Source organism: Streptomyces sp. NPDC020917 (assembly GCF_044333795.1).
Classification (GTDB): domain Bacteria; phylum Actinomycetota; class Actinomycetes; order Streptomycetales; family Streptomycetaceae; genus Actinacidiphila.
The window spans coordinates 304,768-322,126 of sequence record NZ_JBIRRR010000004.1 but is presented as its reverse complement, the minus strand read 5'-3'; the positions used below and the strand labels follow the sequence as shown (position 1 = coordinate 322,126).

Annotated in this window: 10 protein-coding genes; 6 read left to right on the top strand and 4 right to left on the bottom strand. The window is 72.1% G+C overall.

Annotation, left to right across the window (positions count from 1 at the left end):
• Positions 1–900: an MIP/aquaporin family protein gene (locus tag ACH4TG_RS11310; RefSeq protein ID WP_398242133.1), complete on the top strand. Its 900-nt coding sequence runs from the start codon at positions 1–3 to the stop codon at positions 898–900.
• A gap of 127 nt (positions 901–1,027) precedes the next feature.
• Here ACH4TG_RS11310 and ACH4TG_RS11305 read toward each other — a convergent pair whose 3' ends face one another.
• Complete coding sequence (locus tag ACH4TG_RS11305) at positions 1,028–2,089, bottom strand: Ig-like domain-containing protein (protein ID WP_398241933.1); 1,062 nt, start codon at positions 2,087–2,089, stop codon at positions 1,028–1,030.
• Between the two features lie 225 nt (positions 2,090–2,314).
• Between ACH4TG_RS11305 and glgX the strand changes: the two genes are divergently transcribed.
• Both glgX and ACH4TG_RS11295 read left to right on the top strand, forming a co-directional pair.
• The gene (gene glgX, locus ACH4TG_RS11300) at positions 2,315–4,618 is read left to right on the top strand and encodes a glycogen debranching protein GlgX (protein WP_398241932.1); all 2,304 of its coding nucleotides are present in this window, start codon (positions 2,315–2,317) and stop codon (positions 4,616–4,618) included.
• Between the two features lie 23 nt (positions 4,619–4,641).
• The gene (locus ACH4TG_RS11295; RefSeq protein WP_398241931.1) at positions 4,642–6,033 is read left to right on the top strand and encodes an MFS transporter; all 1,392 of its coding nucleotides are present in this window, start codon (positions 4,642–4,644) and stop codon (positions 6,031–6,033) included.
• Between the two features lie 90 nt (positions 6,034–6,123).
• On the opposite strand, the gene ACH4TG_RS11290 is transcribed toward ACH4TG_RS11295, so the two are convergent.
• Positions 6,124–7,986, bottom strand: a complete 1,863-nt coding sequence (locus ACH4TG_RS11290) for an ABC transporter ATP-binding protein (RefSeq protein WP_398241930.1) — start codon at positions 7,984–7,986, stop codon at positions 6,124–6,126.
• On the bottom strand, positions 7,983–9,821 hold the full coding sequence (locus ACH4TG_RS11285; protein ID WP_398241929.1) for an ABC transporter ATP-binding protein: 1,839 nt from the start codon (positions 9,819–9,821) through the stop codon (positions 7,983–7,985). The genes ACH4TG_RS11290 and ACH4TG_RS11285 overlap by 4 nt, the downstream gene beginning before the upstream one ends.
• A 178-nt stretch (positions 9,822–9,999) precedes the next feature.
• Here ACH4TG_RS11285 and ACH4TG_RS11280 point away from each other — a divergent pair, with 178 nt between their 5' ends.
• From ACH4TG_RS11280 to ACH4TG_RS11270, 3 genes are all read left to right on the top strand, one after another.
• The gene (locus tag ACH4TG_RS11280) at positions 10,000–11,139 is read left to right on the top strand and encodes a peptidoglycan-binding protein (RefSeq protein ID WP_398241928.1); all 1,140 of its coding nucleotides are present in this window, start codon (positions 10,000–10,002) and stop codon (positions 11,137–11,139) included.
• Between the two features lie 570 nt (positions 11,140–11,709).
• The gene (locus ACH4TG_RS11275; protein ID WP_398242132.1) at positions 11,710–14,052 is read left to right on the top strand and encodes a M4 family metallopeptidase; all 2,343 of its coding nucleotides are present in this window, start codon (positions 11,710–11,712) and stop codon (positions 14,050–14,052) included.
• Positions 14,053–14,284: 232 nt separating this feature from the next.
• Positions 14,285–14,488, top strand: coding sequence for a cold-shock protein (locus tag ACH4TG_RS11270; protein WP_069464908.1), 204 nt, complete (start codon positions 14,285–14,287; stop codon positions 14,486–14,488).
• A 131-nt stretch (positions 14,489–14,619) separates the two neighbouring features.
• Here ACH4TG_RS11270 and glgP read toward each other — a convergent pair whose 3' ends face one another.
• Positions 14,620–17,229 (bottom strand): alpha-glucan family phosphorylase, encoded by a 2,610-nt coding sequence (glgP, locus tag ACH4TG_RS11265; protein WP_398241927.1) that lies wholly within the window; start codon positions 17,227–17,229, stop codon positions 14,620–14,622.
• Positions 17,230–17,359 lie beyond the last annotated feature (130 nt).

Genomic DNA, 17,359 nt, shown 5'->3' with positions numbered 1-17,359 from the left:
ATGGCTGAGCGCGCTCCCGCGCGTCGACGCGGTTATCGAGAGGGTCTCGGCGGTGAAATGATCGCCGAGTTCCTGGGGACGTTCGTACTGATTCTGTTCGGCGTCGGTTCGGTTGCTGTCGCCGTCGTGGGCCTGCCGGGCTCAGGACGGCAGGTAGTGCCGTTCGGTGCCCCCAACTGGCTCATCATCTCGTGGGGCTGGGGTCTGGCCGTGGTGTTCGGCGTCTACGTCGCGGGCGGGGTCAGCGGCGCCCACCTCAACCCGGCAGTGACCCTCGGCTTCGCCGTGCGCAGGGACTTCCCCTGGCGCAAGGTCCTGCCCTACTGGCTGGCCCAGGTCTTCGGCGCCTTCGTCGCCGCGGCCCTCGTCTACGCCTCGTACCACTGGGCGATCGAGTTCTTCGACACCAAGTCGGGAACCCCACGTGACAAGTCGCTCAACACCTATTCGATCTTCGCGACGTTCCCGGCCCAGTACTTCGGGAACTCCTGGTGGGGCCCGTTCCTCGACCAGATGATCGGCACCGGGATCCTGCTGCTGCTGATCTGCGCGCTGATCGACCTGCGCAACACCGCGCCGGGCGTCAACCTGCACCCGTACCTGATCGGCCTGGTGGTCGTGGCGATCGGCCTGAGCTTCGGCACCAACGCCGGGTACGCGATCAACCCCGCCCGCGACTTCGGCCCCCGGCTGTTCACCTACTTCGAGGGCTGGGGCTCCATCGCCCTACCGGGCAAGTTCACCTGGTTCGACCATTATTGGTGGATCCCCATCGTCGGCCCACTGGTCGGCGGCGTGATCGGCGTCCTGGTCTACGACACGCTCATCTCGCCGATCATCAGGGCCCGCGCGGTCGCGGCGGAGGCGAGGGAGGAGGGCCCCGCCACCGAGGAGATCTGACCACCGCGGGGATCCCTTCCCTGAAGGTCCCGGCGCCGTGCGACCGCACGGCACCGGGACCTCCGCACGTCGGGGGCCGGACCCGGCGCGGGGCTCTGCGCGGCCGGTCCCGGTGCGGGGCCGGGTCTCAGTGCAGGGCGGAGCCGGCCAGCCACTGCGGCCAGCTCAGGTTCCAGCCGCCGAGGCCGTTGTCCGGGTCCACGACGCGGTCGTCGGAGTCCACCACCCGGACGGCGTCACCGATGAGGGAGTTGTCGTAGAACCAGCCGGCCGGGGTGTCCTCGCCGCCGCCCTTGAGGTCCTGCAGCCCGATGCAGCCGTGGCTGACGTTGTCCTCGCCGAACACCCCGGGCGGCGACCAGTAGTTGCCGTGCACGAAGGTGCCCGAGGTGGTCAGCCGCATCGCGTGCGGCACGTCCGGGATGTCGTACTCCCCGCCGAAGCCGACCGTGCGCCCGTTCATCCGGGTCACCCGGTACTTGTCGAAGATCACCATCACGCCGTTGTAGGTGGTGTGCTCGGGACTGCCGACGGTCACCGGCAGGACCCGCAGCAGATGCCCGCCGCGCACCACGGTCATGGTGTGCTCCACCGCGTCCACGGTGCTGCGCTGGTCGCGGCCGACGAGGAAGGCGACGTCCTTGGACTGCGTGCCGTAGGTGTGCGGGGCGCCCTGCACACCGCGCAACCGGAGCGACAGGGTGATCCGGGTGCCCGCCGGCCAGAAGTCGGCCGGGCGCAGGTCGAGCCGCTCGTCGCCGAACCAGTGGCCGGCGACGGGCAGCGCCGGGACGCTGGTGACGGTGATGCCGCGCTCGACCGCGGGCCGGTCGGTGATGTGCCGGTTGAACCGCAGCGAGATGATCATTCCGGTCCCGACAGTCGACCGGTCCTCGGGGCTGAAGTAGCCGATGAAGGTGTCGTGCGGGGGTTTCGGGGCGTCGGCCCCCTTGGGGTGGCTGCCGCCGGAGCAGGCGCCCGCCAGCAGCAGCACGGCTGCCGTCAGCGCTCCGAGTACCGTTCGCGCCCCCGTCGTGCGCCTGGCCGATGTGCTCACGATCCCCGTAACGACGCCACCGCCCCGGGGCAACGCGTCCGCCCCGAAACCCATCCCGTCGGCCGTACGCCGGCCCGCGTCACCCCCCGGTTGGCCCCGTGCCGGCCGGCTGCCGCCCCTCCCCCGGCTCATCGGGAACGGCGAGGCGGACCGCGGGCGGACGGCGGGTGACTGGGAACCGCCAGGTGGGAAGGATGGGAGGAAGGACAGAAGCACGGGACCGCGTACGAGCACGCAGCAGCACGTTCGAGGACGCACGACGAGAGACGCCGAGAAGCACTGACAGACGAGGACGGACGCAGCCGCCCGGGCACGGGAGCCCGGCAGCGCCGTACCGGAGCCGCGGGAGGATGACACGTGTCCGAGACACGCGAGTTCGGCGTCGCCGGACCGGCACAGGCCTCCCCCCGGCCTGCCCCGGCCGCCGCGCCCCCGCGCCCCCGCGCCGCTCCCGGCGAGCCGGGCGGCGCGCCCGTCCCGGCCACCGCGACGGTGTGGCCCGGCACCCCGCACCCGCTCGGCGCCCGCTTCCGCACCGGTCCCGACGGCCGTCCCGGCACCAACTTCGCCCTGTGGGCGGGCGGTGCCGAGTCCGTGGAGCTGTGCCTGTTCGACGCCGACGGCACCGAGACGCGGGCCCCGCTGACCGAGCTGACCCATGAGGTGTGGCACGGCTTCGTCCCCGGCGTGCTGCCCGGGCGGCGCTACGGCTACCGGGTCGGCGGCCGCTGGGACCCGTGGACCGGCGCCCGCTGGAACCCGGCGAAGCTGCTGCTCGACCCGTACGCGCGGGCGGTGGACGGCGAGTTCGTGCTCGCCCCCGAGATGTACGGGCACGTGCCGAACTGGCCGGAACCGGAGGTCGCGGACACCGTGCGGGACAACCGCGACTCGGCCCCGTTCGTCCCCAAGGGCGTCGTCGTCGACGATGACGACGACTGGGAGGACGACCGCCGGCCGAAGACGCCGTGGTCGGACTCGGTGATCTACGAGCTGCACGTGCGCGGCTTCACCCGCCGCCACCCGGACATCCCGGCGCAGCTGCGCGGCACCTACGCCGGGCTGGCCCATCCGGCCGCCGTCGCCCACTTGACCGGGCTCGGCGTGACGGCCGTGGAGCTGCTGCCGGTGCACCAGTTCGCGCACGAGGACCATCTGCAGCGCCGGGGCATGCGCAACTACTGGGGCTACAACTCGATCGGCTACTTCGCGCCGCACGCCGCCTACAGCTCCAGCGGCACCCGCGGCGAGCAGGTCGGCGAGTTCAAGCGGATGGTGCGGGCGCTGCACGCGGCGGGCATCGAGGTGATCCTGGACGTCGTCTACAACCACACCGCCGAGGGCGGGCAGGGCGGCCCCACGCTCTCGCTGCGCGGCATCGACAACCGCGGCTACTACCGGCTGGCCGGCGACCCGCGCGGCTACGCCGACTACACCGGCTGCGGCAACACCCTCAGCGTGGTGCAGCCACACGTGCTGCGGCTGATCACCGACTCGCTGCGGTACTGGGTGACGGAGATGGGCGTGGACGGCTTCCGCTTCGACCTGGCCGCGGCGCTGGCCCGTTCGATGCACGACGTCGACATGCTCTCGCCGTTCCTCGCGGTGATCGCCCAGGACCCGGTGCTGCGCCGGGTCAAGCTGATCGCCGAGCCGTGGGACGTGGGCGCGGGCGGCTACCAGGTCGGCGCGTTCCCGCCGCTGTGGACCGAGTGGAACGACCGGTTCCGGGACACCGTGCGGGACTTCTGGCGGGGCGCGGCCGGCGACGTGCGCGATCTCGGCTACCGGCTGTCGGGCTCCAGCGACCTGTACGACTGGGGCGGCCGCCGCCCCTACGCCTCGGTCAACTACGTGACCGCGCACGACGGTTTCACGCTGCGCGACCTGGTCAGCCACAACGCCAAGCACAACGAGGCCAACGGCGAGGACGGCCGGGACGGCACCGACGACAACCGCTCGTGGAACTGCGGCGCCGAGGGCCCGACCGAGGACCCGGAGGTGCTGGCGCTGCGCGGCCGCCAGCTGCGCAACCTGATGGCCACCCTGCTGCTGTCCACCGGCGTGCCGATGCTGGTGGCCGGCGACGAGATGGGCCGCACCCAGGGCGGCAACAACAACGCGTACTGCCAGGACAACGAGACGAGCTGGGTGGACTGGTCGCTGCTGGACGACCCGCGGTGGCGCGGGCTGCGCGAGCTGACCGCCCGGCTGGTCGCGCTGCGCCACGCCCATCCGGTGCTGCGGCGCGGCGGGTTCTTCTCCGGCACGCCCCTCGCGCCCGAAGGGCTGCGCGACGTGGCCTGGTTCGAGCCCGGCGGGCGGGAGATGACGGACGCGGACTGGTTCGCGGCGTCCTCGACGCTCGGGATGTTCCTGTCCGGCCGGGACATCCCGCAGCGCGACGCGCGCGGCGAGCCCGTCGTCGACGACAGCTTCCTGCTGCTGGTGCACTCCGGGCACCGCCCGATCCCGTTCGTGCTGCCCGGCAGGCCCTGGGCGGCCGCGTACGAGCCGGTGCTGGACACCGCCGCGGAAGAGCCCTGGACGGCCGGGGAGGAGGCCCTGCCGGCCGGGGAGCCGGTGACCGTGGCGGCCCGCTCGGTGCGGTTGTTCCGGGCGCGGGATGTCTGCGATCCGGAATCGCCTGGACGGCACTGAGTGGTCCAGTCCATATTGGCCGCGTGAGTTCACCCTCGTCCGGTCACGACGCCGCCCTGCCCTGTCCAGGTCCCGACGACACCGCCAGTACCAGCAAGAACACCGGCACCGGCGCGGGTCCGGGCACCGGTGCACGTACCGGCCCCGGCGCGGGGAGCGGCACGGGAAGGCGCACCGGGCGCGGCACCCGCTGGACCGCGGGCGGCGGGTCGGGGGGACGCCTGTGGTCGCCCAACTTCCGGCTGTACTTCATCGCCCGGACCGTCGCGATGCTCGGCGACACCATGCTGCCGGTCGCGCTGTCGGCGGGGCTGCTGACGTACGGCTACTCGGCAGGCGACATCGGTCTGGTGATGGCCGCGTCCACCGCGTGCTTCGCCGGATTCGTGATCTTCGGCGGGGTCTTCGCCGACCGCTTCAACGCGCGGGCCCTGATGATCGGCGCGGACTCGGTGCGGGTGGTCACGCAGACGCTCGGCGCGGTGCTGTTCCTCACCCACCACATCCGGTTGTGGGAGGTCGTGGCCATCGCCGTGGTCAACGGCACCATGGCCGCGCTCTTCCAACCGGGCGTGGCCAGCACGCTGGTGCGGGTGGCCAGCGACGTGCAGGGCGCGAACGGGGTGACCAGGACCGCGGAGTCGACCGCGGCGCTGCTCGGCCCGGCCTTCGCCGGCCTGCTGATCGGGCTCACCTCCCCGGGGATGGTGTTCCTGGTGCACGCCTCCACCTACGCCACCAGCGCGGTGTGCCTGATGCTGCTGCGGCTGGCCCCGGAGGCCCCGCGGCTGGCGAAGGCCGTCAACGGCTTCCGCACCGATCTGGTCGAGGGCTGGCGGGAGTTCAGGGCCCGCACCTGGATGTGGGCGGTGATCGTGGTGTGGATGGTGCTCATGGTCTGCACCACCGGCCCCTACGTCCCGCTGTCCGCCGGGCAGATCATCCCGGCGCACGGCGCCGGCGCCTACGGCCTGGTCAACTCGGCGATGGGCGGCGGCACCGCGGTGGGCGCGCTGCTGGCGATCCGGCTGCGGGCGCAGCGGCAACTGCGCGCCGGGTCGTGCGCCCTCTTCCTCACCGCCCTGATGCCGCTCTCGGTCGGCCTCGCCCTGCCGGTCGGGGCGATCTGCGCCTGCGTCTTCGCGGCCGGCGTCGGCTCGGCCTACTGGGGCGTCAACTGGGCCACGTCCGTGCAGACGCAGGTGCCCGGGGACATCCTCAACCGCATCCACGCCTACGAGGTCGCCGGCTCGGTGGCGATGCTGCCGGTCGGCCAGGCCCTGGCCGGCCCGGCCGCGGCGGCCTTCGGCGCCCGCCACGTCCTGCTGGCCGGCAGCGTCGTCGCCGTGGCCGTCGCCTCGACCCTGCTCTCCGTCCCCGCGGTCCGCAACCTCCGCCGCGCGCCCAACCACTAGGCCGGCGGCCGGGTCCCTCCCGCGGGCGGGCGGGACCCGTTTCGGCCCTGGCGCGCCCCGCCCGCCCGATCCGCCCCCGGAGGGGACCGGTCAGACCAGGCTGTCCCGCCAGGCCTGGTGGAGGCCGGCGAAGTGGCCGTCGCTCGCGACGAGTTCGGCGGGGGTGCCGTCTTCGACGATGCGGCCGCCCTGCATCACCAGCACGCGGTCGGCGATCTCCACGGTGGACAGCCGGTGGGCGATGATCACCGCCGTACGGCCGGTGAGCACGGTGGCCATGGCGTGCTGGACGGCCCGCTCGCCGGGGATGTCGAGCGACGACGTCGCCTCGTCGAGGATCAGCACCGCCGGGTCGGCGAGCAGCGCCCGGGCGAAGGCGACGAGCTGCCGCTGGCCGGCGGAGATCCGGCCGCCGCGCTTGCGGACGTCGGTGTCGTAGCCGTCCGGCAGCGCCGTGATGAAGTCGTGCGCGCCGATCGCCTTGGCCGCGGCCTCGATCTCCTCCCGGGTGGCGTCCGGCCGGCCGATGGCGATGTTGTCGGCGACCGTGCCGGAGAACAGGAACGCCTCCTGGGTCACCATGACCACGCCGCGCCGCAGGTCGGCCAGGGCCATGTCGCGCAGTTCCACGCCGTCCAGCGTCACCCGGCCCGACGTCGGGTCGTAGAAGCGGGCCAGCAGCTTGGCGAGGGTGGACTTGCCGGCGCCGGTCGCGCCGACGACGGCGACGGTCTGGCCGGCCGGCAGCCGCAGGTCGAAGCGCGGCAGCACCTCGCCGCCGGTGCGGTAGGCGAACCGCACGTCCTCGAAGGCGACCTCGCGCCCGGGGATGCCGCCGGTCCGCTCCGGCAGCGGCACCGGGTGGGCGGGTTCGGGGACGGCCGGCGCCTGCGCCAGCAGCCCGGCGATCTTCTCCAGCGAGGCGGCCGCCGACTGGTAGGAGTTGAGGAACATGCCCAGCCGGTCGATGGGGTCGTACAGCCGCCGCAGATAGAGCACGAACGCGGCGAGCACGCCCAGCGCCATCCCGCCCTCGGCGACCCGGTAGGCGCCCCAGAGCACGATCGCGGCGATGGTGACGTTGGCGATCAGCCGGGAGCCGACGACGTAGCGGGCCATCTCCAGGATCGCGTCGCCGTTGGCCCGCTCGTGGCGGTGGTTGAGGGCGGCGAACGCCGCGTCGTTGGGCTCCTCGCGGCGGAACGCCTTGACCGGGCGGATGCCGTTCATGGTCTCGGTGAACTTCACGATCACCGCGGCGATGGCCGTGGACCGCTTGCGGTAGGCCACCATCGAGCGCCGCTGGAAGACCCGGATCGCCCAGTACAGCGGCACGTAGCTGACCAGGGTGGCCAGGCCCAGCTTCCAGTCGAGGAACATCAGCAGCGCGGTGATGTACACCGCGGACAGCACGACGCCGACCAGCTCCTCCAGGCCGTCGGTGAGCAGTTCCCTGATGGCCTCGACGTCGGAGGTGGCGCGGGCGATCAGCCGGCCCGAGGTGTAGCGCTCGTGGAAGTCCAGGCTCAGCGACTGCGCGTGCCGGAAGATCCGCCCGCGCAGGTCGATCAGCACGTCCTGGCTGACCCGGGCGGCCACCCGGATGAAGCCGCGCTGCAGGATGCCGGAGGCCAGGCCGCAGCCGAGGTAGCCGATCGCGACGGCGATCAGCGCGCCGTGCCGGCCGTGCCGCACCTGCGGGATGGCGTGGTCGATGGCGTAGGCGACGAGCAGCGGCCCGGCCTGCACCGCGGCCTGCTGGATCAGCAGCAGCACGGCGGCGGTCCACACCCGGGCCCGGTGCGGGCCGAGCAGCGAGCCCAGCAGCGTGAGCTGGGCGTTCTTCGGCGCCGGCAGCACGTCCCGGTCGAACGGGTCGGGGGCGCCCGGGGCGACGGCGTCGGGAGCGCCGGGCGCCGGCGCCTGTTCCTCGTGGTCGGCCACGGAGGTCATCGGGCGTCGCTCCTCTCCAGGTCGGCGGTCTCGTGGCGGTCGTGGTCGCGGCTGCCGTCGTCCTGTCCGGTCCCGGACATCAGATGGCGGTACTCGGCGCTGTCCCGCAGCAGTTCGGTGTGGGTGCCGACCGCGGTGATCCGCCCGTCGGACATCAGCGCGACGCGGTCGGCGAGCAGCACGGTGGACGGCCGGTGGGCGACGACCAGCGCGGTGGTGTGCTGCAGCACCTCGCGCAGCGCGCCCTCGACCAGCGCCTCGGTGTGCACGTCGAGCGCGGACAGCGGGTCGTCGAGGACCAGGAACGGGGGGCGGCCGACGACCGCGCGGGCCAGCGCGAGCCGCTGCCGCTGGCCGCCGGACAGGCTCAGGCCCTGCTCGCCGACCTGGGTGTCCAGGCCGTCGGGGAGCCGGTCGACGAAGTCGCACTGGGCGATGTCCAGGGCCCGGCGCACATCGGCGTCGTCCGCGCCGCCGGGGCCCGCGCCCATGGCGACGTTCTCGCGGACCGAGGCGGAGAACAGCGTCGGCTCCTCGAAGGCGACGGCGACCAGTTCGCGGACCCGGCCGACCGGCAGCTCCGCGATGTCCGCGCCGTCCAGGGTGATCCGGCCGCCGGTGGCGTCGTGCAGGCGCGGCAGCAGCGCGGTGAGGGTGGTCTTGCCGCATCCGGTGGCGCCGACCAGGGCCATCGTCTCGCCGGGGTGGATGTGCAGGTCGACGCCGGTGAGCAGGTCGGGGGTGCCGGCCGGGGCGTCGGGGTAGCGGAACCGCACGCCGGCCAGCCGGACGCCGTCGCCGCGCAGCGCCGCCTGCCGGCCGTCGGTGTCGGCCTCGGGCGTGTCCAGCACCTCGAAGTAGCGGTCGGCGGCGGTCGCCGCCTCGTTGCTCATGGCGAGCAGGAAGCCGATGGACTCGACCGGCCAGCGCAGCGCCATTGCGGTCGACAGGAACGCCACCAGGGTGCCCGCGGACAGCTTGTCGTCGGAGACCTGGAGCACGCCGACCACCAGCGCCGCGCCGATGGCCAGTTCGGGCAGCGTCATGATGACGGCCCAGATGTCGGAGAGCAGCCGGGCCTTGCGCATCTCGGTGCCCCACAGGCCCTGCGCCTGGTTGCGGAAGGAGCGCGCCTGGCTGCGGTGCCGTCCGAACGCCTTGATGATCCGGATGCCGAGCACCGACTCCTCGATGACCGTCGCCAGGTCGCCGGCCTGGTCCTGGGCCTTGCGGGCGGCCAGCGCGTAGTGGGTCTCGAAGTACGAGCAGAGGATCATCAGCGGCACGACGGGGACCAGCAGCACCAGGCCGAGCAGCCACGACTGGGCGAACAGGATCGCGAAGCCGATGAGCACGGTGGCGGCGTTGACCACCAGGAAGACCAGCGGGAACGCCATGAACAGCCGGAGGATCTGCAGGTCCATGGTGGCCCGGGACAGCAGTTGCCCCGACGCCCAGCGGTCGTGGAACTCCACCGGCAGCCGCTGGAGGTGCCGGTACAGGTCGGACCGCATCCGGGCCTCGACGCCGGCCAGCGGGCGGGCCACCAGCCAGCGGCGCAGGCCGAACAGGCCGGCCTCCAGTAGTCCCAGCAGCAGCACCAGACCGCCGCCCAGCCACACCCCGTTCGGGTCGTGGTCGGTGACCGGGCCGTCCACCATCCACTTCAGCACCAGCGGGATGAGCAGCGCCATCAGGGAGGCGGCCACCGCCACCACCGCGGAGATCCCCAGTCTGGCCCGGATCGGTCTGACGTACGGCCCCAGCCGCAGCAGCGATCGGGTGGCGGATCGGGAGCGGACGGGGGGCGCGGGGTCCGGGGCGGCGGCAGGCATCACCAGACGACCCTAGGCGGCACCACTGACAGCTCTCACCTGGTTTTCGCTGCTGGCATGACACGTACGCGCCAGATTTTGCCGGCGCAGATATCTGGCACCCCGTCAACTCCTGGAAATATCCTCCGTCTGCCCAGTGGTAGCCGGAAGAAGCTGCCACGTTGCCCGCGGAGCACGCATGGCCATGCACGAGCACGAGGTCGACCGCCGCACGCTGTTCAGGGTCGGCCTGGGTACGGCGGTCGCCGCCGTCGTCGGGACGGAGATCGCGTTCCCGGTCGCGGCCGGTGCGACCCCTTCACCGGAGTTTCCCTGGATCATCGACTGCGACACCTGGGGCGCCCGCCCGCCGTCCAGCCCGATCCAGATCACCGGCAACACCACCAACAAGATCATCCTGCACCACATGGCGTTCCCCAACGTCACGGACTACTCCCGCGAGCACGCCGTGCAACTGGCCAAGGACTGCCAGAACCTGCACATGGACACCAACGGCTGGGCGGACACCGGGCAGCACTTCACGGTCAGCCGCGGCGGCTACGTCCTCGAAGGCCGGCACCGCAGCCTGGAGACCCTCGACGCCGGCCAGCACCAGGTGATCTCGGCGCACTGCCCGGGTGAGAACGGCAACGCCATCGGCATCGAGAACGAGGGCACCTACATCACCGAGACGCCGCCGCAGGCGCTCCTGGACTCCCTCGTCGAGCTCTGCGTCGCGGTCTGCCAGAAGTTCCGCCTCAACGCCTGGGACATCTTCGGCCACTGGGACTTCCGACTGGGCACCGACTGCCCGGGCATCGCCTTCTACGCGCAGTTCCCGCAGGTGCGCTCGCGGGTGCTGAAGGCCATGGGCGTACCCGCGTCGGCCGCGCCCGCGCGGCGCTGGCCGGACATCTGGCGCTTCGTGGACAGCCAGGTGGTGAAGGTGGCGCAGTACCTGCTGGTGAACGCCGGTTACACCGACCTGGCGGTCACCGGCGTGTTCGGCACCGACATGAACGCGATCGTGGCCGACTTCCAGACCACGCACGGCATCCCGGTCACCGCCGACGCCACCTTCGACACCGCCACCTGGGAGGCGCTGGCGCCGGCCGTCTACCAGGACGCCACCGGGCCCACGGTGGAGGCCGTGCAGTACATGCTGGCGATCAAGGGCTACGCCGACACCGTGAGCGTCACCGGCGCGTACGACCGCAGCACGATGAAGGCCGTCCAGGACATGCAGCGCCTGCACGGGCTGCGCCCCACCGGCAAGGTGGACCTGAGCACCTGGTGCGCGGTGGTCGGCGGCACCGTCCGCGAGTCCCTCTGCGTCTGACCCGGCAGCGCACGTACGACCCGCAGGAGCCGGCCCCCGCACCCGGGGGGCCGGCTCCTCGCGTTCGGTCGGCGGTTCGGTTGGCGGGATCTGCCCCATGGCAAACAGCGTCCCCCGCGCGGGCAAAGGATCCGGCCGCCGGCTTTTCCGCCGACTTCAGGCGCCCGTCTCACACCGTGAGTTGACAGAACAGGCGCCGGCCACCCCGGTGCACCGCCTCACCCGCCCGGTTATGTGCGGTTTCATACCGGAATTTTGTTTGCATCGACGCAACACGGGGCTCACATCCGCCCGCTATGCGGATGCCGGAGACCGAACAACGAACTGGTTTCAGCCAATTCACCGCCACGGGTCTGGCATGAACAGGTAAAGGATGCCACTCTGTGGCCCGTTCCACAGCGCGCAGCAACACCGCTGTGCCCGCAACACCCAGCTCTACCGGGCAGCCCACCATCCCCACCTGCCCGTACTGTCCCGGCCGCCACACGCGGTCGCCGCAGAAGGAGTCCAGGAGTGCGCAGATCCCCCCGCACAACAGCCGCCGCAGGAGCGCTGATCGCCGGCGCCGCCATGATCGCCGTGACGCTGCCCGCCACGGCCGCGTCGGCCAGTCCCGCGGCCGGCAACGGCGCCGCCGCGTCGCACGCCCAGCCCAGGGCCGGCGCCCTGCCCCTGACACTGTCCGCTTCCCAGCACGCCTCCCTGATGTCCCAGGCGCGGTCCGACACCGCGGCCACCGCGTCCTCGCTGCACCTGGGCGCGAAGGAGAAGCTGGTCGTCAAGGACGTCGTCAAGGACGCGGACGGCAGCACCCACACCCGCTACGAGCGCACCTACGAGGGCCTGCCGGTGCTCGGCGGCGACCTCGTGGTGCACCAGAGCGCCGCCGGCGCCACCACCGGCGTCGACAAGGCCACCAACGCCCAGCTGGCGGTGGCCACGACGACGGCCGCCAGGAGCGCCGGCTCGGCGCAGTCCTTCGCGCTGAACCGGGCGAAGGCGGACGGCGCCGTCGCGCCGGCCGCGACGGCCGCGCCGCGCAAGGTCGTCTGGGCCGCGGGCGGCGTCCCGGTGCTGGCGTGGGAGTCCGTGATCGGCGGCCTCCAGGACGACGGCACCCCGAGCCAGTTGCACGTCGTCACCGACGCGACCACCGGTGCGAAGCTCTACGAGTACCAGGGCATCGAGACCGGCGTCGGCAACAGCGAGTACAGCGGCCAGGTGAACATCACCACCACGCTGTCCGGCAGCACGTACCAGATGGTCGACAACACCCGTGGCGGCCACAAGACGTACAACCTCAACCACGCCACGTCCGGCACCGGCACGCTGTTCACCAACTCCACCGACACCTGGGGCGACGGCAACGGCGCCACGGCGCAGACGGCCGGCGTGGACGCGGCGTTCGGCGCCCAGGAGACCTGGGACTTCTACAAGAACACCTTCGGCCGCAACGGCATACGCAACGACGGTGTGGGCGCGTACTCCCGGACGCACTACGGCAACAACTACGTGAACGCGTTCTGGGACGACAGCTGCTTCTGCATGACCTACGGCGACGGCAGCGGCAACAGCCACCCGCTGACCGCGCTGGACGTGGCCGGCCACGAGATGAGCCACGGCGTCACCTCCAACACCGCCGGCCTGAACTACTCCGGCGAGTCCGGCGGCCTGAACGAGGCGACCTCCGACATCTTCGGCACCGGCGTGGAGTTCTACGCCAACACCACCGCCGACCCGGGTGACTACCTCATCGGCGAGAAGATCGACATCAACGGCGACGGCAGCCCGCTGCGCTACATGGACAAGCCGAGCAAGGACGGCGCGTCCAAGGACTACTGGGACTCCAGCATCGGCGGCGTGGACGTCCACTACTCCTCCGGCCCGGCGAACCACTTCTTCTACCTGCTCTCCGAGGGCAGCGGCGCCAAGGTCATCGGCGGGGTGAGCTACAACAGCCCGACCAAGGACGGCCTGTCGGTGCCCGGCATCGGCCGGGACAACGCCCTCAAGCTCTGGTACAAGTCGCTCACCGAGCGGTTCACCTCCACCACCAACTACGCGGCGGCGCGCACCCAGTCGCTGCAGGCCGCGGCCGACCTGTGGGGCGCGGGCAGCGCGACCTACAACACCGTCGCCAACACCTGGGCGGCGATCGGCGTCGGCAGCCGGGTCAGCACCTCGGGCGTGACGGTGACGCAGCCGGCCAACCAGTCCACGGTGGTCAACACCGCGGCCAGCCTGCAGATCCAGGCCAGCTCGACCAACGGCGGCTCGCTGACCTACTCGGCCACCGGCCTGCCCGCGGGTCTGTCGATCAACGCCTCCTCCGGCCTGATCTCCGGCACCCCGACCGCGACCGGCAGCTCCAGCGTGACGGTCACCGCCAAGGACTCCACCGGCGCGACCGGCTCGGCGAGCTTCACCTGGGCGGTCACCGGCACCGGTGGCGGCGGCTGCACCGCCGGCCAGCTGCTGGCCAACCCGGGCTTCGAGTCCGGCAGCACCGGCTGGACGACCAGCTCCGGCGTCGTCGACAACAGCACCGGCGCCCCGGCGCACTCCGGCTCCTACAAGGCATGGCTGGACGGCTACGGCAGCACCCACACCGACACGCTGTCCCAGTCGGTGACCATCCCGGCCAGCTGCACCAGCGCCAACCTGACGTTCTACCTGTACATCTCCACCCAGGAGACCACGACCACCTCGGCGTACGACAAGCTGACGCTGGCCGCGGGCAGCACCACCCTGGCCACCTACTCCAACCTCAACCACACGACCGGCTACGTGCAGAAGTCGGTCAGCCTGGCGCCCTACATCGGGCAGACCGTCACCCTGAAGTTCACCGGCACCGAGGACTCCCTCTACGCCACGTCGTTCCTCATCGACGACACCGCGGTCAACGTGAGCTGACTCCGTCCGGGTGACCCTGGAGGCCACCCGAACGGCCCACGGCGGCGGACCCCTCCGGGCGGGTGGGGTCCGCCGTCGTTGCGGTGCCGGCCCACTCGACATCACCCGGATGATTGCAATACGGGTGCACTTTTGGCTTTTGCCGGAATTTACCGGTGTGGGGTGATCATCTCCGGCGATCCCGGTCCGTACAGTGCGGATCTGAAACTGCCCCACCAGTAGGAGATGGATTATGGCAACCGGAACCGTGAAGTGGTTCAACTCGGAAAAGGGCTTCGGCTTCATCGAGCAGGACGGCGGCGGCTCCGACGTCTTCGCGCACTACTCGAACATCATGGCGCAGGGCTACCGCGAGCTGCTCGAGGGCCAGAAGGTCGAGTTCGACGTGACGCAGGGCCAGAAGGGCCCGCAGGCAGAGAACATCCGCACCGTCTGACCGCACGCCCCCGGGCGGCATCCAGCCCGTTCGGCAGCAGAGAGGCCCGCACCCACCGGTGCGGGCCTCTCGCCGCCTCTGCAAGCGGAACCGGTCGGCGGGCCGCCGGACCGGTTCAGGGGGCACCGCCGCTAGCGCAGCACCCCCGCCGTCATCCCCTGCGCCTCGGCCGGGACGGCGACCAGGCCGACCTCGGCCGGCGAGGCCAGCAGCGGATGGGCGGGCAGCACCCGCACCGTGTAGCCGAACGCGCCGGTGCGGTCCAGCGTCAGCGGTCCCTCGTAGTTGTGCCGGCCGGAGATGTCCGGCCGGCCGGTCGGCTTGAGGGACAGCACCGCCGGCGCGGCGAGCCGGTCGGCGGCGTCGACCCGCCCGGACAGCAACTGGACGTCGACGTCCGCGGGGTCGAGGTCGCCGAGCGAGACCTGCGCGCGCAGGGTGAGCGTCGAGCCCAGCTCGGGCGTGCCCTCCACCGACGAGGTCTCCACGTGCTCGACGCCGACCTGCGGCCACTGCTGGCGCACCCGCTTCTTCCAGGCGGCCAGCTCCTCCGCGGCAGGACCCTGTATGGCGCGGTGCCCGCGGGCGGCCGGCGCGTACAGCTGCGTGACGTAGTCCCTGACCATCCGCCCGGCCGGCACCTTCGGCCCGAGGGTCGTGAGGGTGTGCCGGACCATCTCGATCCAGCGGTGCGGCAGGCCGTGCGCGCCGGTGTCGTAGAACCTCGGCGCGACCTGGTTCTGCAGCAGGTCGTAGAGCGCGGCGGCCTCCAGCGCGTCCCTGCGGTCCTCGTCGGCCAGACCGTCGGCGGTGGGGATCGCCCAGCCGTTGTCGCCGTCGAACCACTCGTCCCACCAGCCGTCGAGCACCGACAGGTTGAGGCACCCGTTCAGGGCGGCCTTCATCCCGGAGGTGCCGCACGCCTCCAGCGGGCGCAGCGGGTTGTTCAGCCAGACGTCGCAGCCCGGGTAGAGCAGCCGGGCCATCCGCATGTCGTAGTCGGGCAGGAAGACGATGCGGTGCCGCACCCGCGGGTCGTCGGTGAACCGCACCAGCTCCTGGACCAGGCGCTTGCCGCCGTCGTCGGCCGGGTGGGCCTTGCCGGCGACCACGATCTGGATCGGCCGGTCGGGGTGCAGCAGCAGCTCCATCAGCCGGTCGGGGTCGCGCAGCATCAGGGTGAGCCGCTTGTAGGACGGGACTCGGCGGGCGAAGCCGATGGTGAGCACGTCCGGGTCCAGGACGTGGTCGGTCCAGCCCAGTTCCGCGTCGCCCGCGCCGCGCTGCCGCCAGGACGCGCGCAGCCGGTGCCGCACGTCGTCCACCAGCTGCTCGCGCAGCGTCCTGCGCAGCTCCCACAGGGCCGCGTCCGGGATGCGGGCGCAGGACTCCCAGCGCTCCGCGCCGCCGACGCTCAGCGCGTCCTCGGCGACCTGCTGGCCGGCGTGCGCGGCGCACAGCCGCTGCACCTCGGGCGCCACCCAGGTGGGGGCGTGGACGCCGTTGGTGATCGAGGTGATCGGCACGTCCTCCGGGTCGAAGCCGGGCCACAGCCCGGCGAACATCTCCCGGCTGACCGCGCCGTGCAGGGTGGACACGCCGTTGGCCCGCTGGGCCAGCCGCAGGCCCATGACGGCCATGTTGAACAGGTTGGGGTCGCCGCCGCGGTAGGTCTCCATCCCCAGTTCGAGGATCCTGGCGATGTCGACGCCCGGCAGCTCGCCGCCGTCGCCGAGGTGCCGGCCGACCAGTTCCCGGTCGAACCGGTCGATGCCCGCGGGGACGGGCGTGTGGGTGGTGAACACGGTGCCGGCCCTGACCGCCTCCAGGGCGGCGTCGAACTCCAGCCCCTCCAGCGCCAGCTCCCTTATCCGCTCCAGGCCCAGGAAGCCGGCGTGGCCCTCGTTGGTGTGGAAGACCTCAGGCTCGGGGTGGCCGGTGATCCGGCAGTAGGTGCGGACGGCGCGGACGCCGCCGATGCCCAGCAGCATCTCCTGCAGCAGCCGGTGCTCGCTGCCGCCGCCGTAGAGCCGGTCGGTGACGTCGCGCTCGGCCGGTTCGTTGCCCTCGACGTCGGAGTCGAGCAGCAGCAGCGGGACCCGCCCGACCTGGGCCTTCCAGATCCGGGCGTGCAGGGCGCGGCCGCCGGTCAGCTGCAGGGTGACCTGGGCCGGGACGCCCTCGGCGTCGCGCAGCGGCGTGACCGGCAGCGAGTTGGGGTCGAGCACCGGGTAGTGCTCCTGCTGCCAGCCCTCACGGGACAGGGTCTGGCGGAAGTAGCCGTGCCGGTACAGCAGGCCGACGCCGACCAGGGGCACGCCCAGGTCGCTGGCGGCCTTGAGGTGGTCCCCGGCGAGGATGCCGAGGCCGCCGCTGTACTGCGGCAGGGCGAAGGTGATGCCGAACTCGGGTGAGAAGTAGGCGATGGCGGCCGGCAGGTCGCTCTGCTCCTGGTACCAGCGGGGGTTGGCCGTGTAGTCGGCCAGGTCCTCCGCGGCCGACACCAGCCGGCGCAGGAAGCGACGGTCGGCTGCGAGGGCGGCGAGCCGTTCCTTGGAGACGGCGCCGAGCAGCCGTACCGGGTCTCCCTGGGCGGCCCGCCACCCTTCGGGATCGACGTAGCGGAACAGCTCCCTGGTCTCCTGATGCCAGGACCAGCGGAGGTTCTGGGCCAGTTCCCCCAGCGGGCGCAGAGGTTCCGGCAGGACGGTGCGCACGGTGAATCGACGGATTGCCTTCACCTTCCGACCGTAGCTCCGATGGCCGCGGGGCCGCGGGGTGCTGTCCGCAAACCGGTGGCTCAAACGCTCGAACGGCGGCTCACGGAGGCGAGCGTTCCCCCTCCGCCGGCGCGGGCGCGCGGTCCCGGAA